Here is a 22,828-nt window from a genome sequence, read left to right as displayed (position 1 = left end):
TCAGTCCAGGTAAATCGGGGTCGGTGGGGGTGGGGTCGGGCCGAGTACCGGTAACCAGCGGTTGTAGAGCGCGGTCCAGGTTCCGTCCCCACGTAGGCGCTCCAGCGTCCCGTTGACGAAGCGCACCAGGTCGTCATCGCCCTTCGGAATGCCGATGCCGTAGGGCTCCTCGCTGATGCTCCCACCGATCAGCGTGGTGTACGGGTCTTGCGCGGCAAGACCGGCGAGCACGGCGTCGTCGGTGCTCACCGCGTCGGCCTGCCGTTGCTGCAACACCACGAGGCAATCGGCCCAGGTGGGCACGGTGAGAATCGTTGCGGTCGGCTGGATCTGGCGGATGTGATCGATCGAGGTCGTGCCGCCGACGATGCAGACGCGTTTGCCCGCGAGATCCTCGATGCTGTTCACCCCGGAGTCCTTCACCGCGAGCACCCGCTGGTGTGCCAACACGTAGACGGTGGAGAAGGTCACCGATTGTCGTCGTTCACACGTGATCGTCATGGTCTTGGCCACCATGTCCACGTCATGGTTCTTCAACGCCTCGATGCGCTCCGCCGAAGACAGGGTGTGGTATTCGACGAGATCGGGGCTGCCGAGCAGATCGCGGGCGACCTCCCTGGCGATGTCGGCATCGAATCCGACGATGACGCCGCTGATCGGATCGCGGAAACTGAACAGATTGCTGCCGGTGTCCAGGCCGACGATCAGCCTGCCGCGTGCCCGAATCGCGTCGAGTGCCTTGCCGCGCGCGCTCTTGCCTTCCCCGGTCGGTCGCAAACTCGCGGTCGGGTTGGCGCAGCGCTCCGCGTCGGGTGGCGGGATCGGCGCGTTCGGCGGAATGGTCACGGCCTGGGCGGGGAACGGCGGCGCGGTATACGCGGGCGGATTGCTCGGCAGCGGTTGCGCTTCGGCGCTACATCCCGCGACCAGGGCGAGCACAGCGAGCGCGCAGGCGCAGCCGGTGCGCGCCGCGCGTGCGCGCGCCAGGATCGGTGTCGCTGTCATCGGTACTCCCGCAGCCGCGGCCACAGGCCGAGTCCGACACAGCCCGCCGCGGCTAGGCCGAGCACGAGTCCGCCGGAAGCCAAGAAGCCGAGCACCTTGGTCGCCTGGGTGATGTTGTCGCGCAGATTGTTTCGTGTCTCGACAATGCCTCGCTCCAATGCTTTGTCCATGGCCTCGACCTGCGCGGCCGAATCGGCGACGCTCGGACCGGTGGCCACGGCCGCCGCCCCGCTGAAATCACCTCGCTCCAACGTATCGTTCATCCGCTGGTGGGCGCGACGCCACCGATCCAGCGCGGGCAGCGCGCTCTTCACCTCGGTGGCCGCGGGCGCGGAATCGGGGTACGCCGCGAGGAGATCGGCGAGGCGGGCGACATTGGTGTCGTAGGTACGGTCGTAGTCGCCGGTGGCGTCGCGGCGCACGAGCTTCAGTGTCTCCGCCGCACGCGCCTGCTGCGCCAGAATTCGACTCTCGGTGAGCCTGGCGGCGGGCACCACGCCGTCGTCGCGGCCGCGGATCATCGCGGTGGCCGACACCGAACCCGCGATCACGGTCCATGCCAACAGGATCAGTATCGCCGCCGACGCGGACAGCAATCCGGGATTGAGCATCCGCCGCCACCGGCGCATCAGATCGGATTGCACCCAGACCAGCAGGCCGAGTGCCACCACCAGCAGCGTGATCGCCGTCCACGGGGGTCGCAGATGGCGTTGCTGCGCGTCGGTGACGGCCTTCGAGCGATGATCGTGCAGTTCCTGTGCCATCGGCAGCAGCTTGGTCTGCATCTCGTTGGACGCCTCGCTCAGATACGCGGCGCCGACCGGGTATCCCGTCCGGTTGTTCGCGCGTGCGGCCTCGATCAAGCCGGAGTACATGGGCAGGCTGGTCGCGATGCCGGTGCGCAAGCGGGTATCCGGGTCGGGTGCGCCATCGGTACCGACGGTGGTCGCGTGGCCGGATTGGGTCACCAATTCCGCGGCGGCCTCACCGACCGCCTGGGTGTATCGATCACGCACCGCCTGCGGCTCCAGTCCGCCGGAGATGAACGCGGTGCTCGCCGCGGCATCCGCGATCGACAGCGAGGTGTAGAGCCGCAGTGCGGAGTACGAGTCAGGTTCGGTGTCGTCGAGCAGCGTGCCGAGACCCGATTGACGCGCGCTGATCGAGGCCGCGGTCACCCCGCCGGCGATGACGCTCACCCCGATCAGGACCAGACCGATCGCAATCAGCCGTCCCGGTGAGGATTTGGCGAAAGCGCGCAGGCCGGCCGGGTCGAGGTACTCGCGAAGCAGGGCGAGCAACGGTCCGCTGCGTGGCGTACCGGTGGGTTGCTCGGCAGCCGGTGGCGCGGGCCGTTGCGCCGTCGCCACATCGGCTCTAGCCATGTCTTCCACCTCTCCGGTCGGGTCGTTTTCGCGGTTTTCTCGACGGCCCAACCGGACATCTGATCACGCCAAGGGTGCTGTCGGGGAGTTTATTGTGGTTCTACGGGCGTCGCCGCGCGGAGAACACCTCCAGGGTGTGCGGTAGCTGGACGGGCGCTGACGGCGAAAGAGAATGGGTGCGAGATGCGTGGTGACGGTGACGGGTGGTCGCGCGGGCCGGACGGGGCGCGACACTGGGGCCGTTTCGGCGCCGCGGGTCTACTGCTGCGTGCGCCGCTGGCGGGCGGCGGATCGGCGGTGCTGCTGCAACATCGGGCACCCTGGAGTCATCAGGGCGGAACCTGGGCCTTGCCGGGTGGTGCCCGCGACAGTGACGAGACACCGGTGACTGCCGCGGTGCGTGAGGCGTGGGAGGAGACCAGAATCCGCCCCGAGGATGTGTTCGTGCGCAGTGAGCGGGTAACCGCGACGGTGCGCGGCGGCTGGACCTACACCACGGTGATCGCGGACGCGCCAACCATTCTGCCGACCAAGGGAAACAGGGAGAGCACCGAATTGGTCTGGGTGCCGGAGGCCGAGGTGACCGACCGGAAGCTCCACCCTGGTTTCGCGGCGTCCTGGTCGTCGCTGCGGGCGCGACCGGCCAGGGTCGTCCTGGACGACATCGCCGAGGACGCGGATGTGGTGGCCGCGTTGCCGCGCACGCTGGATCTGGCCGAAGCGGGTTTCGTGTGGTTGCACGCGGTGCTCGACGGTCCTGGCCAGGAGGCCAGGGTGATCGATCCCGTTGCGGCGCAGACGCGGAAGGCGCCCGAGCGGACCGACGAGCTCGACGGCTCGGCTGTTCGGGGAAACGGCAGCGCGGAGCCGAACGGCGGCGCGGGGCGCGACGCTGTGTTCTCGCTGACCCGTAGTCAGCTGCTGTCCTGAGTCGACACACGACCGAATTCCGGTTTCCCTTTGACGTCGGTGTCGACTTTAGGCCATCGCTGGTCTAGGCGTTCGCCAACAGCGCTGATTTGAGCTCGCGCGCGGCCGCTTTCGGGTCGTCGGCTCCGGTGATGGCGCGCACCACCACGATTCGGCTGGCTCCCGCCTCGAGCAGTTCGGGCAGGTTGCCCGCGTCGACGCCGCCGATGGCGAACCACGGACGCGTCGGATGCGCTTCGGCGGTGGAACGCACCAGCTCGAGGCCCGCCGCTTGGCGACCGGGCTTGGTGGGTGTCGCCCAGACCGGGCCGGTGCAGAAGTAATCGATGTGTTCGTCGACCGCGGCGAGCCCGGCCTGTGCGCGATTGTGCGTGGAGCGCCCGATCACCACGTCCTGGCCGAGGATGCGGCGGGCGTACCACGGCGGCAGGTCGCCTTGGCCGAGATGCAGCACGTCGGCGCCGACCGCGAGCGCGATATCGGCACGGTCGTTCACCGCGACCAGCCCGCCGTGTCTGCGCGCGGCAGCCTTCAGCTCCGCCAGCGCGCCCAGTTCCGACTTGGCTTCCAGTGTGCCGAACTTCGCTTCGCCCGGCGAGCCCTTGTCGCGCAGTTGGATGATGTCGACTCCGCCCGCGAACGCGGCTTCGGCGAAGCGAGCGAGATCACCTTTCTCGCGGCGCGCGTCCGTGCACAGGTACAGCCGTGCGGTGGCAAGGCGTTCCCTGGCCGAGGCAGGTCGGGGCGGGTGGGAGGGTTGCACGCTCTCGACCGTAGCCGCGCTACGGTTGGAGGAGCGAAACAGGTGGTGTTCGCGCGGGTAGGGGCCGCTGCCAGACCGTGGCGGTGACCAGTACCGCGAAGGCCATCGAGTCGACAGACGAGGGCAGGTGAACGGATGCGCACGCTGGCGGTCGTCGGGGGCGGCGTCATCGGACTGGCCGTGGCGTGGCGCGCGGCGCGTGCGGGGTGGCAGGTCACGCTGTCGGATCCCGCGGTTGCCTCCGGTGCTTCGTGGGTGGCCGGCGGCATGCTCGCGCCGTTGTCGGAGGGCTGGCCTGGCGAAGACGCGGTGCTCGATTTCGGCGCGGCGGCCTTGGCGCGCTGGCCGGAATTCGGCGCCGAGCTCACGGCGGTGTTCGGGGAATCGGTGTTCGTCGCCGACGCGACCGTGACGGTCGCCATGGACGGTGCCGACACCGCCGATCTGCGCACGATCGGCGAGTGGGTCGGCGAGCGCGGGCATGAGTTGGGCTGGTTGGACCGCGCGGGTGTGCGTGAACTGGAGCCGATGCTGGCGCGCACCGTGCGTGCCGGACTGTTGTCGCCGACCGAATCGGCCGTCGACAATCGTCGGGTGGTCGAGGCGCTGCGCAGGGCGGCGACCACCGCCGGTGTCGAGTTCCGCGCCGAGTCGGTCGACTCGCTGACGGCATTGCCCCATGACCGTGTGGTGCTCGCCGCGGGCGCGCACAGCGCGCGGTTGTGGCCGCGGTTGCCGGTGCGCCCGGTGAAGGGCGAGATCCTGCGGTTGGCGCGCAGACCGGGGGTGACGCCACCGCCGACGCGGGTGGTGCGGGTGCGCGCGCATGGCAGGCAGCTGTATCTGGTGCCAAGAGAAGACGGAATCGTGGTCGGCGCAACGCAATACGAGGCTGGTTTCGATACGGCGGTGACGGTCGCCGGTGTGCGCGACCTGATCGCCGACGCCGAACAGGTGTTCCCGGGGATCGGTGAGTACGAATTGCGTGAGGCGAGTGCGGGTTCGCGTCCCGGCACCCCCGACAACCTGCCGTTGATCGGCGCGTTGGACGAGCGCGTCGTGGTCGCGGCGGGCCACGGCCGCAACGGGATGCTCACCACCCCGCTGACCGTCGACGCGGTGCTGAGCGTGCTCGAAGGGACGACGCTGCCCGAGGCGCGCGCGGCCGATCCGTATCGCTTCGCTACGGCGAACTCGGCATCGACGACCAGACCGCAGACGGCCGGTCAGACGAAAATCCATGGGCCGTCCCACTTCTCATCTGTAGGAGGAATTCGATGACGCTGTCAGTTGTCCCCATCGGTGTCACGGTCAACGGCGACGAGCACGAGTTCGCCGAAGCGTTGACGGTGCGTCAGTTGCTCGACGTGCTCGAGTTGCCCTGCCAGGGGGTCGCGCTCGCGGTGGACGGCGCGCTGTTTCCCAAGTCGCGCTGGGACGAGCAGGTCGAGCGCGGTTGGAACATCGATGTGATCACGGCGGTCCAGGGTGGCTGAGACGTCCGAGGTCCCCGAGGTCCCCGAGGTCCCCGAGGTTTCCGCCGCCCTTGCCTCGGCCGACGTACTGCGCATCGCCGACCGCGAGTTCGGTTCGCGGCTGATCATGGGTACCGGCGGCGCGGAGAATCTCGCGGTGCTCGAGCACGCGCTGCTCGCCTCGGGCACCGAGCTCACCACGGTCGCCATGCGCAGGGTGGATTCCTCGGGCGGTACCGGGGTGCTCGATCTGCTGAAGCGGTTGGAGATCGCGCCGCTGCCCAACACCGCGGGCTGCCGCAATGCCGCGGAGGCGGTGCTCACCGCGCAGCTGGCCAGGGAAGCGCTCGACACCAATTGGGTGAAGCTCGAAGTGGTCGCCGATGACCGAACTCTGCTCCCCGACGCACTCGAATTGGTCTCTGCCGCAGAGCAGTTGGTCGACGACGGTTTCGTCGTCCTGCCTTACACCAACGACGATCCGATCCTTGCCCGTCGGTTGGAGGACGCGGGTTGCGTGGCGGTGATGCCACTCGGCTCGCCGATCGGCACCGGTCTCGGTATCGCGAATCCGCACAACATCGAAATGATCGTCGCCGACGCCGGAGTACCGGTGATCCTGGACGCGGGGATCGGCACCGCGAGCGACGCGGCGCAGGCGATGGAACTCGGCTGCGCGGGCGTGCTGCTGGCCACCGCGGTGACCAGGGCGCGGGAACCGGAGCTGATGGCGGCCGCGATGGCGGCCGCGGTGCGCGCCGGCTACCTGGCCAGACAGGCCGGACGGATTCCCAAACGATTCTGGGCGCAGGCATCCTCGCCGACGATCGAGGAATCTGTCTTCTAGGTGACTACCTGGGGAACTCCGGGTGTGGGTCATCTGAGTCGGTAGATTGCCCTCGACCGGTCCAGCACGTCAATGCGCGCGACCGACCGTGCAGGGCACCGTGATCGAAGGTGTGGCCAGAACGCACGCCAGTGCGACCGCGTGCGCTGCCGCGCCGAAGTGGTCGATACTTGGTGCGACGATCACCGTGGCGTTGTGCTGCGCCGCGGTGTGCACGATCAGCGTGGTCGGCATGTAGGTGTGCGGCGTGACCGTCAGGAGCCCGGCGAAGTCGTAGCCGCGCTGGATCACCACGTCTCGGATGGCTTGTTCGTCCTCGGCGCGGTCGCTACCGCATCCGGTGTGGATGAGCCCGATGGCCTTCATGGTTGCACCGCTGTCAATGGTGGGGCACCCCGGCCGCGCAGGAATTCCGAGGCGGCCTGCCGTCGACGACACGGCGGCGTGCAGTGCCGGTGGATCCGCAGAATGCCTTGCGCCTGTTCGACATCGAGGATGCCGGTGATGTCGTCGCAGCCTTCCCCGTCGATCATCCGATCACCTTCGAGCTGTGGCCGAGCGCTACCCAGTACATGGGGCAGCGGTGTTCGGCGTGCCTGTCGAGTGTCCATCGGGCGTGGTCGAGTCCCTCGACCTGGCGCGGGGTGCAGGTGTCGGCGGAAGTCCAGCGCCGCAACGTATCCAGGTCGGCCTTCACCGGTGGTGCTCCGGCCCGTCGTTGATCGCCCGTAGTCCGTCGGCGACTCGTTGTAGCGTCGTCATGTCGGCGGGTGCCACCGTGAGCAGCGCGTGGTGTGCTTCGTGTTCGGTCAATCGGTTGATCTCTGCCATGGGAGACCTTCGAGGTGTGTTGTGTTGGCTGGTGACACCCGCCGCCGGGCCTGACCTGGGGGAAGTTCGGCAACGTCCGGCGGCGAGTGCTGGAATCACTGTGATGCAGGGAACCGCGGTGAAGTACGAAGGAATTTCGTACCGACGATGGCAACGCCGGAGCACACTGGAGTAGTGAGAGAAGAACGCGAAAGCGTGGCCGCCCGAGTGGCGCAGGCTCGGAAACTCGCAGGACTCACCCAGTGGCAGCTAGCCGAACGGGCGAACGTCTCGATCGGCCTTGTCCGGTCGGTCGAGCAGCGTCGCGTGAGTGCCACACCGGCGTTCCTCGGTGCGGTCTCGAAGGTTCTGCGGGTGAGCGTGGCTGACCTGTATGGGCAGCCCTTCGCCCCCGCAGCGGGGCAGGACCGCGAGGTGCATTCGGCCGTTGCCGCATTGCGAACGGAGTTGGCCGCCTACGACATCGACAACGCCGACGTGTTGGAGGTGCGCCCACTGGATCAGATCGCCGTCGAGGTGGGGCGGGTCTGCCGGTACCGCCGGGCCGCGTCGTTCCACAAGCTCGGCGACGTGCTCCCCGCACTGCTCGGCGAAGTACGGGCAGCAGTCCACCGACTCGACGGCCCGGACCGTGACCGCGCCCTGGTCATGCTGTGCGAGCTGTACTACTCCGCCCACAGTCTCGCGCACAAGCTCGGCTACACCGACCTCGCAGCGCTCGCGATCGACCGTCTCTCCTGGGCGGCAACCGAATCCGACGATCGGCTGTGGACTGCCACGGCACAGTTCCAGCGCGCCGCCCTGCTCACCTCCGGCGGCGACTGGACGGCGGCACTGAATTTCCTCGACCGCTGCCGGTCGAGCATCGAACCACGGCTAGGGGCGGGGCAGCGCGCCGATCTCATCGCGTGGGGTGGCCTGCACCTGCAGTCCGGGCTTGCCGCATCCCGTTCCGGGAAGCGAGATCTCGCGGACTCCCACCTTGCCGAAGCGCGTGAGACCGCGTTGCGTGTCGGTGACGATGCCGACCCGATCCTGTCGTTCGGGCCGACGAATGTCGGTATCTGGTCAGTGGCCCTTGCGGTCGAAGGCATGGACAGCGGCGGCGCGCTCACTCGTGCACAGCATCTCGTGATTCCGGCCGACGCACCGAGGGAGCGAGCGGGGCACCACTACATCGACCTCGCGCGCGCCTACCTGCTGCACGGCGACCGGCGTCGCGCCGAGCATGCGTTGCTCACCGCGAAGGATGTGGCGCCGTCGCAGACCCGGTACAACCCGATGGTGCACGAGACTGTCCGGGCGTTGGCGCGTGCCGAAGCGCGCAGCGTCGACACCGTGCACGGGCTGGCCGTGTGGTGCGGGATAGCCGGGGGTCTGTGACCTAGGTCGGCAATCCCTTCACCACGGTCGGGGTGACGAACTCGACCCGGAAGGACTTGACGTACTCGCCGCGTGCGTCGAGGAAACGCTTGGTGTGGGGTTGCCGCTCGTGCTCGTCGAACGCCTCACGGTCCCGGTAGACCTCATAGAACACCCGTGACAGTGGTTCGTCGGCAACGGTGTGCGTGGCGTACACCAGCGTTCCGGGCTCGTGGACAGTGATCTGCTCGACGGTCTCGGCAACCAACTGGTCGAAGGCCGTGGCTTTCTCGTCGCTGTACAGGTTGAACTTCACCACGAGTGCGAACATGCACCGACCGTACCGTGAACCTGCCCGCGTCGACGGTGCGCGCGTAGCTGCGCGAGGTCAACGGAGTGACGACGCTATATCCCGAGCGGACGTACGACGGGTATCCGGCGTTGACGCTGGACTGGCTGGTTCTTCGGCGATCGCCGCAATCGCCACACCGTGACCCCGGAACGGGTCACCTACGTGTCACAATTCGAGCTGTCCAGGGGCGTATATGCCCGTCCGCACGGGTGCATAACCGCAGGAAGGTGGACGCACCGATACGGGCTTGCACCCATGGGGATGGCCCTGAGTCATCCTCGAGGATGATCGAAGTCGGCACTTTGTAGGGACGCGCGCCGCCGTGTTTTCCGGAAAGGTAGTCACCATGATCGAGCTGAACGGGCTGACCAAGCAGTACGGCCAGACCGTCGCCGTGCAGGACCTCACTTTTACCGTTCGACCTGGAATGGTGACGGGGTTCCTCGGGCCCAACGGTGCGGGCAAGTCGACGACGATGCGGATGATTCTGGGGTTGGACAATCCGACCTCGGGCACCGCGTTGATCAACGGCAAGCCCTACCAGCAGTTGGGCCGGCCGCTGGCGACTGTCGGTGCGTTGCTGGACGCCAAATGGGTGCATCCGAATCGTTCGGCACGCGCACACCTGCAATGGATGGCCGCCTCCAATGGCATCGCCGCCTCGCGGGTGGACGAGGTGCTGCGACTGGTCGGGTTGTCCGAGGTAGCGGGCAAGCGTGCCGGCGGATTCTCGCTCGGCATGTCGCAGCGACTCGGCTTGGCCGGTGCGCTGCTCGGCGATCCCGAGGTGTTGCTTTTCGACGAGCCGGTCAACGGTCTCGACCCCGAGGGCATCCTGTGGATTCGCCGGTTCATGCAGCGGCTGGCGTCGGAGGGACGCACGGTGCTGGTCTCCAGCCACCTGCTCTCGGAGATGGCGCAGACGGCCGAACATCTCATCGTGATCGGCCGCGGTCGGCTGATCTCGGATTCGACCACACAGGAATTCATCGAGCGCGCCTCCGAGCAGTCGGTGCGTGTGCGAAGCCCGCAACTGGATCAGCTGCGCAGCCTGCTCACCTCCAATGGCATGACCATTCGCGAGGACGGCGAGGGTAAGGACGGCCCGGCCCTGGTGGTCGCGGGTGTCAGCAGTGACGCGGTCGGCAAGCTCGCGGGTGCGAACGAGATCACGCTGTACGAACTCGCGCCGCAACGCGCGTCGTTGGAGGAGGCGTTCATGCGGATGACCGGCGGTGCCGTGCAGTATCACGGTGAGGGCCTCGACGCGGCGCAACTCGCGGCGGGTGCGTCACAGCCGGCTCCCGCGCAGGCGATGGGAGGTGCGCTCTGATGGGCGTATTGGCAGCGGAACGTATCAAGCTCACCTCGACCAGGTCGCCGTGGTGGTGTTCGGCGGTCGTCGTCGTGCTCGCCATCGGGTTGGCGGCGTTGTTCGCGGCGGTCGCGCGGGGGACAGCGGGTAGCGAGGGTTCGCCCGACCTGACCGTCGACTTCGCCACGAGTGGAGTCACCGGCTTCGGCGTGATGGTCCTGATGATCATGGCGACGTTGACGGTGACCAGCGAGTACCGCTTCGGAATCATCAGGACGACCTTCCAGGCGACCCCGAATCGCAGCAAGGTCGTGGCCACCAAGGCTCTGCTGGTCGGTGTCTATGCCGCGGCGTTGACCCTGGTGCTCGCACTGGTCGCCTACGCCGTCGCCAAGGCGATCGGTGGTGAGGCCGCGACCGCGAGCATGGACCTGTCGAATTCCGACAGTGTGCGGGCGATCTACGCGGTGCCGATCTACGCCTTCCTCGGCGTGGTTCTCGCGGTCGGTGTCGGTGTGCTGGTTCGACAGTCGGCGGCGGCGATCACACTGATCGTGTTGTGGCCCTTGCTGATCGAGAGCTTGCTCGGCGCGTTCGGCAGCTTCGGAAGGAATGTGACTCCGTTCCTGCCGTTCGCGAATATCTCTCGCTTCTACTCCACCAGCAGCACGATGGCGGGGAACTGGCATTGGGGCCCGTGGGGCAGCCTGCTGTACTTCGCGGCGTTCGTCGCGATCGTGTTCGGTGCCGCGCTCGTAGTCTTGAATCAGCGCGACGCCTGATCCCCGAATCTGCCCGAGTCGCACTCCCTCGCCACTCGGGTAGGGGACGCGGACCTTGTCGGGAGGTCCGTGTCCCCCGCGCTCGGCGCCACTGCCCGGCTCCGAGCGCGCTCATCGGCCCGGTGTGATGGATTTCGCACCGGGCCGATGTCGTGCGTTCAGGCAGGTCGCAGCGTGCTTTTCGGGGGGATGTGAATATCGGGGAAACTGTCGCGCTCTGGCCTGTCGGGGCAGGTTTACTAGCGGGTAGCATCGCAGAAAGCGCGACCAGCACATGATCCATCGGCGGCCGCCGATTCGCCCGCCTCGCGCAGGGGGTGCACGGCCGCTCCGCTCAGCGAACGACCGCTCCAGCGTGGCGAGGCGCGTCGCCGCTGGATGTGTTCGCTCCGTCCGAACGGGAGGAAGCAGGTGGCGACGATCAGTGAACCGCCGGCGTCTGATGGGCTGAGATACCCTCGGACCGTGAGCGATACACCTGCCGGGGGTGCTGCGCCGGAGGACGACGATCTGCGGCCCGCGGTCGAAATACCGTTGCCGCCTGGTGAATCCGAGTCGCGGAGGTCGGGACAGCGGCGTAGGTCGAGTTCACCCGGTCGACGCGCGCAGTTCAGCACGTTGATGAACGCGGCCAATCAGCGTCCGGATTTCATCGGCGCCTTGCGTAAGGCGCGTGAACAGTTGCCCGGCGATCCCGCGTTCGGTGATCCGTTGTCGGTCACCGGTCCCGGCGGCGCGCGTGCGGTCGCCCGCGCCGCGGACAAGCTGGTCGGCGATTCCCCCAGTGCCGCACGCGAAATCGGGTTCGGCGCGTTGCAGGTGTGGCAGGCGATGCTGGAGCGGGTCGGTCGCGGCAAGGGCACCGAGGAAGTCACCGTGATGTTCACCGACCTGGTGGCGTTTTCGCGCTGGTCGTTGACGGCTGGCGACGAGGCGACCTTGGAGTTGTTGCGGCATGTCGCCAAGGCCATCGAGCCGCCGATCGCCGAGCGCGGCGGCCAGGTCGTCAAGCGCATGGGTGACGGCCTGATGGCGGTGTTCGGTTCGCCCGATCGTGCCGTGCATGCCGCGATCGCCGCGAAGCGCAACCTGGACGAGGTGCGGGTGGACGGTTATCGCCCGCAGATGCGGATGGGGCTGCATACGGGCACGCCGAGGGAGATCGGCGGCGACTGGCTCGGCGTCGATGTCACCATCGCCGCGCGTGTGATGGAGGCGGGCGGCAACGGCAACACCATGCTGTCGCAGGCCACTTTGGCAGCATTGGACGAGCAGACGCTGCGCGAACTGGGCCACCAGGTGAAGCCGTATCGCCGCGGCTTCTTCGCCGCCCCACTCAGCGGTGTCCCCGAGGACCTGCGCATCTTCCGCCTCTCGCCCCGCTGACCTACCCCATCCAGTAGGCGAGTGCCCCACCGAGCGCGAGCACCGCGCACACCCCCAGCGCGATCGCCAGCGGCCGAGTCCCCTTCCACGTGGTGTAGGCGCCGCCGATCAAAAATCCGCCCAGCGCAACCAACAAAACCCCGATCAACTCATCCGACACCCGACCAGTCTCGCGGTCCTTCCCCCAGCTCGACAATCAGGGGTCTCGGCACGGCCGAAACCAAGATCACCAGGGTTTCCTCGCGCTGCCTCCGGGCAGCCTCCGCGCACACGTCCAGTTGACGGCATTACTTCGGGAGGAGGTGAATTGGTGGACTAGCTGAATTAACAAGCACGCGTGCTTGCTTTTTTGTGCTGCGGGTGTGATTCTGGGTGCAAGGACGGATCGGTGCCGCGGCGTGGGGCTATGCGGGGTTTCGTCAGAACTCGGAGGTTGATCGCGCTCATGAGTATGCTCGCCGCGGACCCGGATGTGTTGCGGGTCGGAAACTGTTCGGGTTTCTATGGCGACCGGCTCGGCGCCATGCGGGAGATGCTCGAGGGTGGCGAATTGGATGTGCTCACCGGTGACTATCTCGCCGAGCTCACCATGCTCATCCTCGGCCGTGATCGCATGAAGGACCCTCGGCTCGGCTATGCGAAAACCTTTGTGCGGCAGCTGGAGGATTGTCTCGGGCTCGCGCTGGAGCGTGGCGTGCGCATCGTGACGAACGCGGGCGGGCTCAACCCCTCGGGTCTGGCCGACCGGCTGCGCACGCTCGCGGCCGAGCGTGCGCTCGCACCGAAGATCGCCTACGTCGACGGCGACGACCTACTCGAACGCGCGAATGAACTCGGCTTCGGCGCCCCGCTCACGGCGAACGCGTACCTCGGTGCCTGGGGGATCGCCGAATGTTTGCACGCGGGTGCCGACATCGTCGTCACCGGCCGGGTGACCGACGCGTCGGTGGTCGTGGGCCCCGCGGCAGCGCATTTCGGTTGGGGCAGAACTGATTACGATCAGTTGGCGGGCGCGGTAGTCGCCGGACACGTGATCGAATGCGGTACCCAGGCCACCGGTGGCAATTTCGCGTTCTTCACCGAACTGGCCGATCTCGGCAGGCCGGGCTTCCCGGTGGCCGAGATTCGTCGCGACGGCAGCAGTGTTATTACCAAGCACGCGGGCACGGGAGGCGCGGTCACCGTCGATACCGTTGCGGCACAACTGATGTACGAGATTCAGGACGCGCGCTATGCGGGGCCCGACGTGACGGCGCGGTTGGATTCGATCGAACTCACCGAGCTCGGCCCTGACCGGGTATCGATCAGCGCGGTGACCGGCGAACCGCCACCGCCGCGTCTGAAGGTCTCGCTGAATACCCTCGGTGGATTCCGCAACGCCATGGAGTTCGTCCTCACCGGGCTCGATATCGAGGCCAAAGCCGCACTGGCGCAACGCCAGCTGGAATCCTGGCTGCCCGCGCGCCCCGAGGAATTGAGCTGGACGCTCGCCAGGCTCGATCGTCCCGACGCGGACACCGAGGAACAGGCGAGCGCGCTGTTGCGTTGTGTGGTACGCGATTGCGACCCGAACAAGGTCGGCAGGGCATTCTCCTCGGTCGCGGTCGAACTGGCCCTGGCGAGCTACCCGGGCTGCAGCTTCACCACGCTGCCCGGCAATGGTTCACCGTATGGCGTCTACACGCCGGGGTTCGTCGACGCAGCGCTGGTGGCGCACCGCGCCGTGCTCGCGGACGGCACGCAGCGGTTGATCGCACCGTCCTCCGAGACCAGGGAGTTGGCGGCCGTCGATCCGGTCGAGCTGCCAAAACCGTTGCCCACCGGTGAAACACGACGCGTGCCACTGGGAACCGTCGCGTTGGCGCGCAGCGGCGACAAGGGGGGCAACGCGAATATCGGTGTGTGGGTGCGCACCGAAGCGCAATGGCGGTGGTTGGTGCACACGCTCACCGTCGAGCGCCTGCGCCGACTGCTCCCGGAGACCGAGGCGCACACGATCACCCGGCACGTACTGCCGAATCTGCGCGCCGTGAACTTCATCATCGAGGGTCTACTCGGCAAGGGCGTTGCCTATCAGGCCCGTTTCGACCCGCAAGCCAAGGGGCTCGGCGAATGGCTGCGCTCTCGACACCTGGAGATCCCCGTGGAGCTGCTGCCGTGACCCGAGCATGGGAAACCCCCGAACGCCGCGCATTGCGTGCCACCGTCCGCTCTTTCGTCGACCGGGAGGTACTGCCCCATCTCGCCGAATGGGAGCGCGACGGCGAGCTCCCGCGCGCGCTGCACCGCAAGGCCGGAGCGCTCGGGCTGCTCGGTATCCAATATCCCGAATCCGTCGGCGGCGCGGGCGGCGACGCTGTCGACGCGATGATCGTCTGCGAGGAGATGCACCAGGCCGGTGGTTCCGGTGGCCTGTTCGCCTCCCTGTTCACCTGCGGCATCGCCGTGCCACATCTGATCGCCGCGGGCGACGAAACCCAGATCGAGCGGTGGGTGCGACCCACGCTCGCCGGTGACCGGATCGGTTCGCTCGCGATCACCGAGCCCGGCGGCGGCTCGGATGTCGGGCACCTCACCACCTCGGCGCGCCGCGACGGCGACCACTACGTGGTCAACGGGTCCAAGACCTACATCACCTCCGGCGTGCGCGCCGATTTCGTCGTCACCGCCGTTCGCACGGGAGGTTCCGGCGCCGGTGGCGTCTCACTGCTCGTGATCGACAAGGACACACCGGGTTTCACGGTCGGTCGCAAACTCGACAAGATGGGTTGGCTGGCTTCCGACACCGCCGAGCTGTCCTATGTGGATGTGCGGGTGCCGGTCGAGAATCTGGTCGGCGAGGAGAATTCCGGGTTCGCGCAGATCGCGGGCGCGTTCGTCAGCGAACGCGTCGGCCTCGCGATCCAGGCGTACGCGAGCGCGCAACGTTGCCTCGACCTCACCCTGGACTGGGTGCGTGCGCGCGAGACCTTCGGCCGCCCGTTGATCAGCAGGCAGTCGGTGCAGAACACGGTGACCGAGATGGCGCGGCACATCGACGTCGCCAGGGTTTATACCCGAGACGTGGTGGTGCGCAGCGCGGCTGGCGAAACCGATCTGATCGCCGAGGTGTGTTTCGCCAAGAACACCGCCGTGGCGGCGGGTGAATGGGTCGCCAATCAGGCCGTGCAGCTCTACGGCGGACTCGGCTACATGTGCGAATCCGAAATCGAACGGCAGTACCGCGATATGCGGCTGCTCGGCATCGGTGGCGGCACCACCGAAATCCTCACCGGCCTCGCCGCGAAACGATTGGGGTACCAGTCATGACCGTCCTGCGCACCGCGCTGAACACCGCGGCGCCGGAGTACGCCGAGGCCGCCGCGGCGATGAATGTCAAGCTCGCCGAGGTGGAGGCGGAGTTCGCCAAGGCCATCGCGGGTGGTGGTCCGGAAAAGCTGGCCCGCCACCGCAAGCGCGGCAAACTCACCGCCCGTGAGCGCATCGATCTCCTGGTCGACGAGGACTCGCCGTTCCTGGAGCTGTGTGCGCTGGCCGGGTGGGGGAGCGAATTCCATGTGGGGGCCAGCACTGTCGCGGGCATCGGCGTGGTCGAAGGCGTCGAATGTGTGATCGTGGCGCCGGACCCGACGGTGCGTGGCGGCACCTCGAATCCGTGGACGTTGCGAAAGACGTTGCGCATCAACGACATCGTGCGCGAGAACCGGCTGCCGGTGATCTCGTTGGTCGAATCGGGCGGTGCCGATCTGCCCACGCAGAAGGAGGTGTTCGTTCCCGGCGGACGCATGTTCCGCGACCTCACTCGCGCGTCGGCGGCCGGTATCCCCACCATCGCGCTGGTTTTCGGCAATTCCACCGCCGGTGGCGCCTACATTCCCGGCATGTCCGACCACGTGGTGATGATCAAGGAACGCTCGAAGGTGTTCCTCGGCGGTCCGCCGCTGGTGAAGATGGCGACCGGGGAGGAGTCCGACGACGAATCCCTCGGCGGCGCCGATATGCACGCGCGGGTCTCGGGCCTGGCCGACTACTACGCGACCGACGAGCACGACGCGATCCGGATCGGCCGCAGTATCGTTCGGCGATTGAACTGGCGCAAGGAGGGTCCGCCGCCGCGCGCGCAGGTGGTCGAACCGCGCTACGACCAGGAAGACCTACTCGGCATAGTCCCTTCGGACCTGAAGATCCCGTTCGACCCGCGCGAGGTGATCGCCCGTATCGTCGACGGTTCGGAATTCGACGAGTTCAAACCGCTCTACGGCGGCAGTCTGGTCACCGGGTGGGCGCAGCTGCACGGCTATCCGGTGGGCATACTCGCCAACGCGCGCGGTGTGCTGTTCTCCGAGGAGTCCCAGAAGGCCACCCAGTTCATCCAGTTGGCGAACAAGTCGAACACGCCATTGCTGTTCCTGCACAACACCACCGGCTACATGGTCGGTAAGGAATACGAGCAGAAGGGGATCATCAAGCACGGCGCGATGATGATCAACGCGGTGTCGAATTCGACGGTGCCGCATATCTCGGTACTGATGGGCGCCTCCTACGGTGCCGGGCACTACGGCATGTGCGGGCGCGCCTACGACCCGAGGTTCGTGTTCGCCTGGCCGAGCGCGAAATCCGCGGTGATGGGTGGCGCGCAGCTGGCGGGTGTCATCTCCATCGTCGGTCGGGCCGCGAGCGAGGCCAAGGGGCTGCCGTTCGACGAGGAGGCCGACGCGGGAATGCGCGCGATGATCGAGGCACAGATCGAGGCCGAGTCGCTGGCCATGTTCATGTCGGGACGGCTCTATGACGACGGCGTCATCGATCCGCGCGATACCCGCACCGTGTTGGGAATGTCGTTGTCGGCGATCCACAACGCACCGATCAAGGGCGCCGAGGGCTTCGGCGTCTTCCGAATGTGAGCCGCGCGATGACTGTCACGAATGTTCTGGTCGCCAATCGGGGCGAGATCGCGCGCAGGGTGTTCGCCACCTGCCGCAGGATGGGTCTCGGCACGGTCGCGGTGTATTCCGACGCCGACGCCGACTCCCCGCACGTCGGCGAGGCCGACGCCGCCGTCCGCTTGCCCGGCAATGCTCCTGCGGAGACCTACCTGCGCGGCGACCTCGTGGTGGCGGCCGCGCTGGCTGCTGGGGCGGACGCCGTGCACCCCGGCTACGGGTTCCTTTCCGAGAACGCCGAATTCGCGCGCGCGGTGCTGGACGCGGGGTTGGTGTGGGTCGGACCTCCGGTGGCGGCGATCGAACAGATGGGTTCGAAGGTCGCCGCGAAGAAGATGATGGACGCGGCCGGTGTCCCTGTGCTCGCCGAACTCGACCCCGCCGAGGTCACCGCGGCGCACCTGCCGGTGTTGATCAAGGCGTCGGCGGGCGGCGGCGGTCGCGGAATGCGCGTGGTGCGTGAGCTCGCCGAGCTGACTACCGAGCTGGAAGGCGCGCGCAGGGAAGCGCAATCGGCGTTCGGCGACCCGACGGTGTTCTGCGAGCGTTACCTCGAGACCGGCAGGCACATCGAGGTGCAGGTGCTCGCCGATACCCTCGGCACGGTCTGGGCGGTCGGCGAACGCGAATGCTCGATTCAGCGTCGGCATCAGAAGGTGGTCGAGGAAGCGCCGTCGCCGCTGGTCGGGCGGGTCGACGGGATGCGGACCCGATTGTTCGAGGCCGCGCGCCTGGCCACCGAGGCGATCGGCTACACCGGCGCGGGCACCGTGGAATTCCTCGCCGACGAGCGGGGTGATTTCTTTTTCCTGGAGATGAATACCCGCCTGCAAGTGGAGCATCCGGTCACCGAGTGCACCACCGGACTCGATCTCGTTCGCGCGCAATTGGCGGTGGCGTCCGGTGCGGCCCTGGCGCCCGAACCGCCTGTGACACGCGGGCATTCGATCGAGGTCCGGCTGTATGCCGAGGACCCGGCCAAGGATTGGCAGCCGCAGAGCGGTGCGCTGCATCGCTTCGAGATCCCCTCGGTAGTCACCGAATTCGACCTTTTCGAGCGGCCTGGCGTGCGCTTGGACACCGGTGTCGTGGACGACTCGGTGATCGGTGTGCACTACGACCCGATGTTGGCGAAGGTCATCTCCTACGCCGAAACCCGGAGTGCGGCAGCCCGATTGTTGGCCGCCGCGCTGAGTAGAGCCAAGATCCACGGCCTCGTCACCAACCGTGATCTGCTGGTGCGGGTACTGCGCCACCCGGCCTTCCTCGCGGGTGACACCGATACCTCGTTCTTCGCCACGCACGGCCTGGATGTGCTGTCGGCGCCGTTGGTGTCCGAGGCGGACGAGGCGTTGTCGATCGTGGCCGCCGCCTTGGCCGAAGTCGCCGAGAATCGTCGACGCGCACCGGTCGGCGGGGGTTTTCCCAGCGGCTGGCGCAACCTGCCCGCGCAGCCGCAGCGCAAGTCCTACGACAGCGCCCGTACCGGCATTCACGATGTCGACTACTCGTTCGGGCGAAGCTCGGTCACCGTGTCCGGGTACGAGGGTCTCGAACTGATCGAGGCGTCCGCGCATCGGGTCGCGCTTGCGGTGCCCGGCGAAAGAGGTCGAGTACGAAGGCAATTCGAGATCGCTCGCTACGGCGATCTCGTGTGCGTCGACTCGCCGCTCGGTCCGGTCGCCGCGCGGCGGCTGCCGCGTTTTCTCGATCCGGCCGAGCAGGTCGCCGCGGGTTCGTTGCTCGCGCCGATGCCTGGCAGCGTGATTCGCGTCGGCGCCGAAGCGGGTGATCGGGTCGAACGGGGGCAGCCGATTCTGTGGTTGGAGGCGATGAAGATGGAGCACGCCATCGTCGCACCCGCCGACGGCGTGCTCAGTGCGCTGAATGTTGTTGTCGGTCAACAGGTCGAGGTCGCCGCGGTGCTCGCGGTGGTCGATACCGAGACGGAATCCGAGGAGAATTCATGACGTTCATCGAAACCGAGGAGCAGCGCGCCCTCCGCGCCGCTGTCGCCGCGTTGGCCGCCAAATACAACTACCGCGACTACGTGCTTCCGCGAGCACGCGCGAATCAGCCGTTGACCGAATTATGGGACGAGGCAGGCAAACTCGGTTTCCTCGGAGTGAACCTGCCGGAGGAATACGGCGGTGGTGGCGCGGGCATGTACGAGCTCTCGCTCGTGCTGGAGGAACTTTCCGCTCACGGCGCGGTGCTGTTGCTCATGGTGGTCTCACCCGCGATCTGCGGAACCATTCTCAGCAAGTACGGCACCGACGCGCAGAAGACGCTGTGGTTGCCGAAGATCGCGGACGGCACCAGCAAGATGGTCTTCGGTATCACCGAGCCCGACGCCGGGTCGAATTCGCATCAGATCACCACGACCGCGCGCCGCGACGGTGCCGACTGGGTTCTCAACGGCCGCAAGGTCTTCATCTCCGGGGTCGACCAGGCCGAGGCCGTGCTCATCGTCTCGCGCACCGAGGACAACAAGACCGGCAAGCTGAAGCCCGCGTTGTTCATCGTGCCCACCGACACCCCGGGCTTCACCAAGACGCCGCAGGAAATGGACATTATCGAGCCGGATCACCAGTTCAGCCTGTTCCTCGACGATGTGCGGCTGCCCGCCGACGCCCTGGTCGGCAGCGAAGACGCCGCGCTGATGCAGTTGTTCGCCGGACTCAATCCCGAGCGGATCATGGGCGCGGCCAGTGCCGTCGGCCTCGGGCGTTACGCGATCGATCGCGCGGTGGAATACGCCAACCAGCGCATCGTCTGGAAGACGCCGATCGGCGCGCATCAGGGCATCGCGCACCCGTTGGCGCAGGTGAAGATCGAGGTGGAACTCGCGGGACTGATGATGCGCAATGCCGCGCAGCTCTACGACGCCGGTGACGAGATGGGCGCCGCCGAGGCGGCCAATATGGCGAAATACGCGGGCGCCGAGGCGAGTATTCGCGCCTTGGATCAGTCCATCCAGACACACGGCGGATCCGGTCTGACCAGCGAATACGGTTTGGCGGCGATGCTGGCTTCGGCGCGGATCGCGCGGGTGGCTCCGGTGAGTCGCGAGATGATCCTCAATTTCGTGGCCCAGCATTCGCTCGGCCTCCCGAAGTCGTACTGATGAGTGACGACGCACTGCGGGGCACCGCGCCGATGGTTCGCTACGACGTCGATGTCGACGCGGGCCGCGCCACGCTGACCTTCGACTCGCCGCACAATCGCAATGCCTTGTCGGCGCGGTTGGTCGCCGAACTCCTCGACGGCCTCGCCACCGCGACCGCCGACGACCGGGTGCGCGCGATCGTGCTCACCCACACCGGCAATACCTTCTGTGCGGGAGCCGATCTCGGCGAGGCGAGCGCGGCCGACCCCGCCGTCGCCGCCGACGATCGTAGCCGCGCGATCATCGAGGTGCTGCGCGCGCTGCTGTCCACGCCCAAGCCGGTGATCGCCGCGATCGACGGGCACGTGCGTGCTGGTGGCATGGGGATTGTCGCGGCCTGCGATATCGCCGTGGCGGGGCCGTCGAGCAGTTTCGCGCTCACCGAGGTGCGGATCGGGGTCGCGCCCTTCATGATCTCGCTGCCGTTGCTGCCGAGGCTCACCGCACGTGCCGCGAGCAGGTATTACCTCACCGGTGAGAAGTTCGGGTGCGAGGTCGCCGAGCGGATCGGCCTGATCACCGTGGCGGCCGAGGACCACGGGGCCGAGGTGGCGCGGTTGTGTGCCGAATTGCGCAAGGGGTCGCCGCAGGGCCTGGCCGAGAGCAAGCGGCTGGTGAACACCGCGACGCTGGCCGAGTTCGATGCCTCCGCCGAGGAACTGGCGCGTCGCTCGGCGAGTTTCTTCGGCACGCCAGAAGCGGTCGAGGGCATCACGGCCTTCCTGCAACGCCGTCCGGCACGCTGGGCACAATAGGCGCATGGCCACACTCCACGAACCCAAACAGGACCGCAGCCGAGCTACCCGGCAGCGACTGTTGGAGGCGACGATCGATTGCCTCGCGCAAACAGGTTGGGCGGCAGCGACAGTCGCGGTTGTCGCCGAACGCGCTGGAGTGTCCAGGGGTGCGGCCCAGCATCATTTTCCCACCAGGGAAGACCTGATCACGGCCGCGCTGGAGTACATGTTCGACTCGCGCACCGAGCAGGCCAAGGAAGAAGCCGCGCAGGTGCGCGCGGCCGACGGTGTGAGCCGCACCGAGGCGGTGGTGGCCGGTCTGGTCGAGTCCTACACCGATCCGTTGTTCAAAGCGGCGCTTCAGGTCTGGACGCACGCCGCCGCCGACCCCGCGCTGCGCGAACGCATTGTGCCGCTGGAGGCCCGATTCGGCCGGGTCTCGCACCGCCGCGCCATCGAAGCGCTCGGCGTCGACGACGGCGACCCGGTGACCCATCACCTGGTGCAGGCCACCCTCGACCTGGCGCGTGGTCTCGGCCTGGCCGACGTGCTCACCGATGATTCGGTGCGACGCAAGGCGATCGTGCATCAGTGGGCGGTGACGCTGCACGCGGCGCTGAACGCGCCACGGGAATCGGCCTAGTCCCGGCTGTTTCGGTGATACATCGGCTCGAGCCTATTGCTGACCGGTGATGGAGTTTGGCCCGAGAGCCATACGCCGACCGTACGCACAACGGCTCAGTCAATCTGATGCCTGTGCCGTTGTACGAACGCCGGTGTCTTCGGTGCCGTTACTCGCGATCGATGCATGAGCGGACGCGTCTGCTCGGGATCGTCCCGTAACGCCTCCAGCGCACCGAGGGCGCGAGTGCGGCAAGGAAAGTGCCCCCTGGGCCGCATCGTGGTTTCGCGCTGCCGATCCGCCGGTCCGCGCGTCGGCGGGTCGGCGCGATCTCCAGTTCGCTCATCGGCGGTTCGGTGGCGGAGTCCGTGTTGGTGCGCGTGGGCTCACTAGCACACGGGGCCGCGTCGGGATGCGTGTTACGGCCCGCATCGTGCGCAGGACGTCCCCGCGCCGTGCGCAGGATGTCAGGGGCGCAGCGGAGTTCGCTTCGTACACCGGGTCGTGACCAGCAGACGAGCACGGCCCGGCGGTCGAGTTATCCGCAGAGGCCCTGTTGTTGCAGGCGGCCGGTGTCGATGGCGTAGGAGGAGGCGCCGATCAGTGCGCCGATGAATCCGACGATGATCGCGCCGGGGACCGCACCGACGAGAAACACCGGGAGGCCGACGATTCCGCCGACGACGGCACCGATGGCGGCGCCGAGGCCGGTGCGCAATTCGATGCTGTCACCGGGCAGTCCGCACGGCACCTCGATATAGGTGAGACCGCCGGTGGTGGCGACGACATGCGCGGTTTTCGGTGCGGGTGCCTGGGCGGGCTCGGCGGTCGCGTTCGCCGCGAATCCGATCGTGAGCGCGGTGGCGACCAATGCGCCGACGACCATCCCGGCCAACTTCTTCATGGAACTCAAACTCTTGCCTC

Annotated in this window: 25 protein-coding genes; 15 read left to right on the top strand and 10 right to left on the bottom strand. The window is 67.4% G+C overall.

The features are described from left to right. Together ABEA50_RS04300 and ABEA50_RS04295 are read right to left on the bottom strand one after the other, a co-directional pair. Positions 1-1,005: a glutamate ABC transporter substrate-binding protein gene (locus tag ABEA50_RS04300; protein ID WP_345493696.1), complete on the bottom strand. Its 1,005-nt coding sequence runs from the start codon at positions 1,003-1,005 to the stop codon at positions 1-3. Then, a complete protein-coding gene (locus ABEA50_RS04295; RefSeq protein WP_345493695.1) occupies positions 1,002-2,390 on the bottom strand; it encodes a hypothetical protein in 1,389 nt (462 codons plus the stop codon). The genes ABEA50_RS04300 and ABEA50_RS04295 overlap by 4 nt, the downstream gene beginning before the upstream one ends. Before the next feature lie 183 nt (positions 2,391-2,573). Between ABEA50_RS04295 and ABEA50_RS04290 the strand changes: the two genes are divergently transcribed. Further along, positions 2,574-3,320, top strand: a complete 747-nt coding sequence (locus tag ABEA50_RS04290; RefSeq protein ID WP_345493694.1) for an NUDIX hydrolase — start codon at positions 2,574-2,576, stop codon at positions 3,318-3,320. A 64-nt stretch (positions 3,321-3,384) separates the two neighbouring features. Here ABEA50_RS04290 and thiE read toward each other — a convergent pair whose 3' ends face one another. Continuing rightward, positions 3,385-4,083, bottom strand: a complete 699-nt coding sequence (gene thiE, locus ABEA50_RS04285) for a thiamine phosphate synthase (RefSeq protein WP_345493693.1) — start codon at positions 4,081-4,083, stop codon at positions 3,385-3,387. 135 nt (positions 4,084-4,218) lie between these two features. Between thiE and thiO the strand changes: the two genes are divergently transcribed. The 3 genes from thiO to thiG all read left to right on the top strand — a co-directional run bounded on the left by thiO (position 4,219) and on the right by thiG (position 6,405). After that, positions 4,219-5,364, top strand: coding sequence for a glycine oxidase ThiO (gene thiO / locus ABEA50_RS04280; protein WP_345493692.1), 1,146 nt, complete (start codon positions 4,219-4,221; stop codon positions 5,362-5,364). Continuing rightward, positions 5,361-5,579 (top strand): sulfur carrier protein ThiS, encoded by a 219-nt coding sequence (gene thiS / locus ABEA50_RS04275; protein ID WP_345493691.1) that lies wholly within the window; start codon positions 5,361-5,363, stop codon positions 5,577-5,579. The genes thiO and thiS overlap by 4 nt, the downstream gene beginning before the upstream one ends. A gap of 67 nt (positions 5,580-5,646) precedes the next feature. Beyond that, positions 5,647-6,405 carry a thiazole synthase gene (gene thiG, locus ABEA50_RS04270; protein WP_345494646.1) on the top strand — a complete coding sequence of 253 codons (759 nt, stop codon included), beginning with the start codon at positions 5,647-5,649 and terminating at the stop codon, positions 6,403-6,405. A gap of 69 nt (positions 6,406-6,474) precedes the next feature. Here thiG and ABEA50_RS04265 read toward each other — a convergent pair whose 3' ends face one another. From ABEA50_RS04265 to ABEA50_RS04250, 4 genes are read right to left on the bottom strand one after another with little or no spacing between them, the layout of a single operon-like run. Beyond that, the gene (locus ABEA50_RS04265) at positions 6,475-6,771 is read right to left on the bottom strand and encodes a hypothetical protein (RefSeq protein ID WP_345493690.1); all 297 of its coding nucleotides are present in this window, start codon (positions 6,769-6,771) and stop codon (positions 6,475-6,477) included. Next, positions 6,768-6,938 carry a hypothetical protein gene (locus ABEA50_RS04260; RefSeq protein WP_345493689.1) on the bottom strand — a complete coding sequence of 57 codons (171 nt, stop codon included), beginning with the start codon at positions 6,936-6,938 and terminating at the stop codon, positions 6,768-6,770. The genes ABEA50_RS04265 and ABEA50_RS04260 overlap by 4 nt, the downstream gene beginning before the upstream one ends. After that, complete coding sequence (locus ABEA50_RS04255; RefSeq protein ID WP_345493688.1) at positions 6,935-7,102, bottom strand: hypothetical protein; 168 nt, start codon at positions 7,100-7,102, stop codon at positions 6,935-6,937. The genes ABEA50_RS04260 and ABEA50_RS04255 overlap by 4 nt, the downstream gene beginning before the upstream one ends. Then, the gene (locus ABEA50_RS04250; RefSeq protein WP_345493687.1) at positions 7,099-7,236 is read right to left on the bottom strand and encodes a hypothetical protein; all 138 of its coding nucleotides are present in this window, start codon (positions 7,234-7,236) and stop codon (positions 7,099-7,101) included. Before ABEA50_RS04250 ends, ABEA50_RS04255 begins: the two co-directional genes overlap by 4 nt. Before the next feature lie 174 nt (positions 7,237-7,410). Between ABEA50_RS04250 and ABEA50_RS04245 the strand changes: the two genes are divergently transcribed. Continuing rightward, positions 7,411-8,619: a helix-turn-helix transcriptional regulator gene (locus ABEA50_RS04245; protein WP_345493686.1), complete on the top strand. Its 1,209-nt coding sequence runs from the start codon at positions 7,411-7,413 to the stop codon at positions 8,617-8,619. Between the two features lies 1 nt (position 8,620). Here ABEA50_RS04245 and ABEA50_RS04240 read toward each other — a convergent pair whose 3' ends face one another. After that, on the bottom strand, positions 8,621-8,929 hold the full coding sequence (locus ABEA50_RS04240) for a putative quinol monooxygenase (RefSeq protein WP_345493685.1): 309 nt from the start codon (positions 8,927-8,929) through the stop codon (positions 8,621-8,623). Positions 8,930-9,296: 367 nt separating this feature from the next. Between ABEA50_RS04240 and ABEA50_RS04235 the strand changes: the two genes are divergently transcribed. The 3 genes from ABEA50_RS04235 to ABEA50_RS04225 all read left to right on the top strand — a co-directional run bounded on the left by ABEA50_RS04235 (position 9,297) and on the right by ABEA50_RS04225 (position 12,433). Next, the gene (locus ABEA50_RS04235) at positions 9,297-10,283 is read left to right on the top strand and encodes an ABC transporter ATP-binding protein (RefSeq protein WP_345493684.1); all 987 of its coding nucleotides are present in this window, start codon (positions 9,297-9,299) and stop codon (positions 10,281-10,283) included. Next, on the top strand, positions 10,283-11,047 hold the full coding sequence (locus tag ABEA50_RS04230; protein ID WP_345493683.1) for an ABC transporter permease: 765 nt from the start codon (positions 10,283-10,285) through the stop codon (positions 11,045-11,047). Before ABEA50_RS04235 ends, ABEA50_RS04230 begins: the two co-directional genes overlap by 1 nt. A 621-nt stretch (positions 11,048-11,668) precedes the next feature. Beyond that, on the top strand, positions 11,669-12,433 hold the full coding sequence (locus ABEA50_RS04225; protein WP_345494645.1) for an adenylate/guanylate cyclase domain-containing protein: 765 nt from the start codon (positions 11,669-11,671) through the stop codon (positions 12,431-12,433). A 1-nt stretch (position 12,434) separates the two neighbouring features. Here ABEA50_RS04225 and ABEA50_RS04220 read toward each other — a convergent pair whose 3' ends face one another. Then, the gene (locus tag ABEA50_RS04220) at positions 12,435-12,593 is read right to left on the bottom strand and encodes a hypothetical protein (RefSeq protein ID WP_345493682.1); all 159 of its coding nucleotides are present in this window, start codon (positions 12,591-12,593) and stop codon (positions 12,435-12,437) included. 285 nt (positions 12,594-12,878) lie between these two features. Between ABEA50_RS04220 and ABEA50_RS04215 the strand changes: the two genes are divergently transcribed. From ABEA50_RS04215 to ABEA50_RS04185, 7 genes are read left to right on the top strand one after another with little or no spacing between them, the layout of a single operon-like run. Continuing rightward, positions 12,879-14,594 carry an acyclic terpene utilization AtuA family protein gene (locus ABEA50_RS04215; RefSeq protein WP_345493680.1) on the top strand — a complete coding sequence of 572 codons (1,716 nt, stop codon included), beginning with the start codon at positions 12,879-12,881 and terminating at the stop codon, positions 14,592-14,594. Further along, the gene (locus ABEA50_RS04210; RefSeq protein WP_345493679.1) at positions 14,591-15,742 is read left to right on the top strand and encodes an acyl-CoA dehydrogenase family protein; all 1,152 of its coding nucleotides are present in this window, start codon (positions 14,591-14,593) and stop codon (positions 15,740-15,742) included. The genes ABEA50_RS04215 and ABEA50_RS04210 overlap by 4 nt, the downstream gene beginning before the upstream one ends. Beyond that, the gene (locus ABEA50_RS04205) at positions 15,739-17,337 is read left to right on the top strand and encodes an acyl-CoA carboxylase subunit beta (protein ID WP_345493678.1); all 1,599 of its coding nucleotides are present in this window, start codon (positions 15,739-15,741) and stop codon (positions 17,335-17,337) included. The genes ABEA50_RS04210 and ABEA50_RS04205 overlap by 4 nt, the downstream gene beginning before the upstream one ends. An 8-nt stretch (positions 17,338-17,345) precedes the next feature. After that, the gene (locus ABEA50_RS04200) at positions 17,346-19,346 is read left to right on the top strand and encodes an acetyl/propionyl/methylcrotonyl-CoA carboxylase subunit alpha (protein WP_345493676.1); all 2,001 of its coding nucleotides are present in this window, start codon (positions 17,346-17,348) and stop codon (positions 19,344-19,346) included. After that, complete coding sequence (locus ABEA50_RS04195) at positions 19,343-20,503, top strand: acyl-CoA dehydrogenase family protein (protein WP_345493675.1); 1,161 nt, start codon at positions 19,343-19,345, stop codon at positions 20,501-20,503. The genes ABEA50_RS04200 and ABEA50_RS04195 overlap by 4 nt, the downstream gene beginning before the upstream one ends. Then, positions 20,503-21,300, top strand: coding sequence for an enoyl-CoA hydratase family protein (locus ABEA50_RS04190; RefSeq protein WP_345493674.1), 798 nt, complete (start codon positions 20,503-20,505; stop codon positions 21,298-21,300). Before ABEA50_RS04195 ends, ABEA50_RS04190 begins: the two co-directional genes overlap by 1 nt. A gap of 4 nt (positions 21,301-21,304) precedes the next feature. Further along, complete coding sequence (locus tag ABEA50_RS04185; RefSeq protein WP_345493673.1) at positions 21,305-21,925, top strand: TetR/AcrR family transcriptional regulator; 621 nt, start codon at positions 21,305-21,307, stop codon at positions 21,923-21,925. 517 nt (positions 21,926-22,442) lie between these two features. Here ABEA50_RS04185 and ABEA50_RS04180 read toward each other — a convergent pair. Then, a complete protein-coding gene (locus ABEA50_RS04180; protein WP_345493672.1) occupies positions 22,443-22,808 on the bottom strand; it encodes a hypothetical protein in 366 nt (121 codons plus the stop codon). Positions 22,809-22,828 lie beyond the last annotated feature (20 nt).

Source organism: Nocardia callitridis, from assembly GCF_039543305.1.
In the GTDB taxonomy this organism is placed as follows: domain Bacteria; phylum Actinomycetota; class Actinomycetes; order Mycobacteriales; family Mycobacteriaceae; genus Nocardia; species Nocardia callitridis.
The sequence above is the reverse complement of the archived record's forward strand: the minus strand, read 5'-3'. Positions and strand labels throughout refer to the sequence as shown.

Excerpts from the sequence above, each read along its gene's own strand:
- ABEA50_RS04225 (WP_345494645.1), top strand. The coding sequence starts at position 11,669 with ATGAACGCGGCCAATCAGCGTCCGGATTTCATCGGCGCCTTGCGTAAG.
- ABEA50_RS04180 (WP_345493672.1), bottom strand. The coding sequence starts at position 22,808 with ATGAAGAAGTTGGCCGGGATGGTCGTCGGCGCATTGGTCGCCACCGCG.
- thiS (WP_345493691.1), top strand. The coding sequence starts at position 5,361 with ATGACGCTGTCAGTTGTCCCCATCGGTGTCACGGTCAACGGCGACGAG.
- ABEA50_RS04195 (WP_345493675.1), top strand. The coding sequence starts at position 19,343 with ATGACGTTCATCGAAACCGAGGAGCAGCGCGCCCTCCGCGCCGCTGTC.
- ABEA50_RS04240 (WP_345493685.1), bottom strand. The coding sequence starts at position 8,929 with ATGTTCGCACTCGTGGTGAAGTTCAACCTGTACAGCGACGAGAAAGCC.
- ABEA50_RS04235 (WP_345493684.1), top strand. The coding sequence starts at position 9,297 with ATGATCGAGCTGAACGGGCTGACCAAGCAGTACGGCCAGACCGTCGCC.
- ABEA50_RS04265 (WP_345493690.1), bottom strand. The coding sequence starts at position 6,771 with ATGAAGGCCATCGGGCTCATCCACACCGGATGCGGTAGCGACCGCGCC.
- ABEA50_RS04190 (WP_345493674.1), top strand. The coding sequence starts at position 20,503 with ATGAGTGACGACGCACTGCGGGGCACCGCGCCGATGGTTCGCTACGAC.
- ABEA50_RS04215 (WP_345493680.1), top strand. The coding sequence starts at position 12,879 with ATGAGTATGCTCGCCGCGGACCCGGATGTGTTGCGGGTCGGAAACTGT.
- ABEA50_RS04260 (WP_345493689.1), bottom strand. The coding sequence starts at position 6,938 with ATGATCGACGGGGAAGGCTGCGACGACATCACCGGCATCCTCGATGTC.
- ABEA50_RS04290 (WP_345493694.1), top strand. The coding sequence starts at position 2,574 with ATGCGTGGTGACGGTGACGGGTGGTCGCGCGGGCCGGACGGGGCGCGA.
- ABEA50_RS04250 (WP_345493687.1), bottom strand. The coding sequence starts at position 7,236 with ATGGCAGAGATCAACCGATTGACCGAACACGAAGCACACCACGCGCTG.
- ABEA50_RS04205 (WP_345493678.1), top strand. The coding sequence starts at position 15,739 with ATGACCGTCCTGCGCACCGCGCTGAACACCGCGGCGCCGGAGTACGCC.
- thiO (WP_345493692.1), top strand. The coding sequence starts at position 4,219 with ATGCGCACGCTGGCGGTCGTCGGGGGCGGCGTCATCGGACTGGCCGTG.
- ABEA50_RS04185 (WP_345493673.1), top strand. The coding sequence starts at position 21,305 with ATGGCCACACTCCACGAACCCAAACAGGACCGCAGCCGAGCTACCCGG.
- ABEA50_RS04230 (WP_345493683.1), top strand. The coding sequence starts at position 10,283 with ATGGGCGTATTGGCAGCGGAACGTATCAAGCTCACCTCGACCAGGTCG.
- ABEA50_RS04300 (WP_345493696.1), bottom strand. The coding sequence starts at position 1,005 with ATGACAGCGACACCGATCCTGGCGCGCGCACGCGCGGCGCGCACCGGC.
- ABEA50_RS04295 (WP_345493695.1), bottom strand. The coding sequence starts at position 2,390 with ATGGCTAGAGCCGATGTGGCGACGGCGCAACGGCCCGCGCCACCGGCT.
- ABEA50_RS04200 (WP_345493676.1), top strand. The coding sequence starts at position 17,346 with ATGACTGTCACGAATGTTCTGGTCGCCAATCGGGGCGAGATCGCGCGC.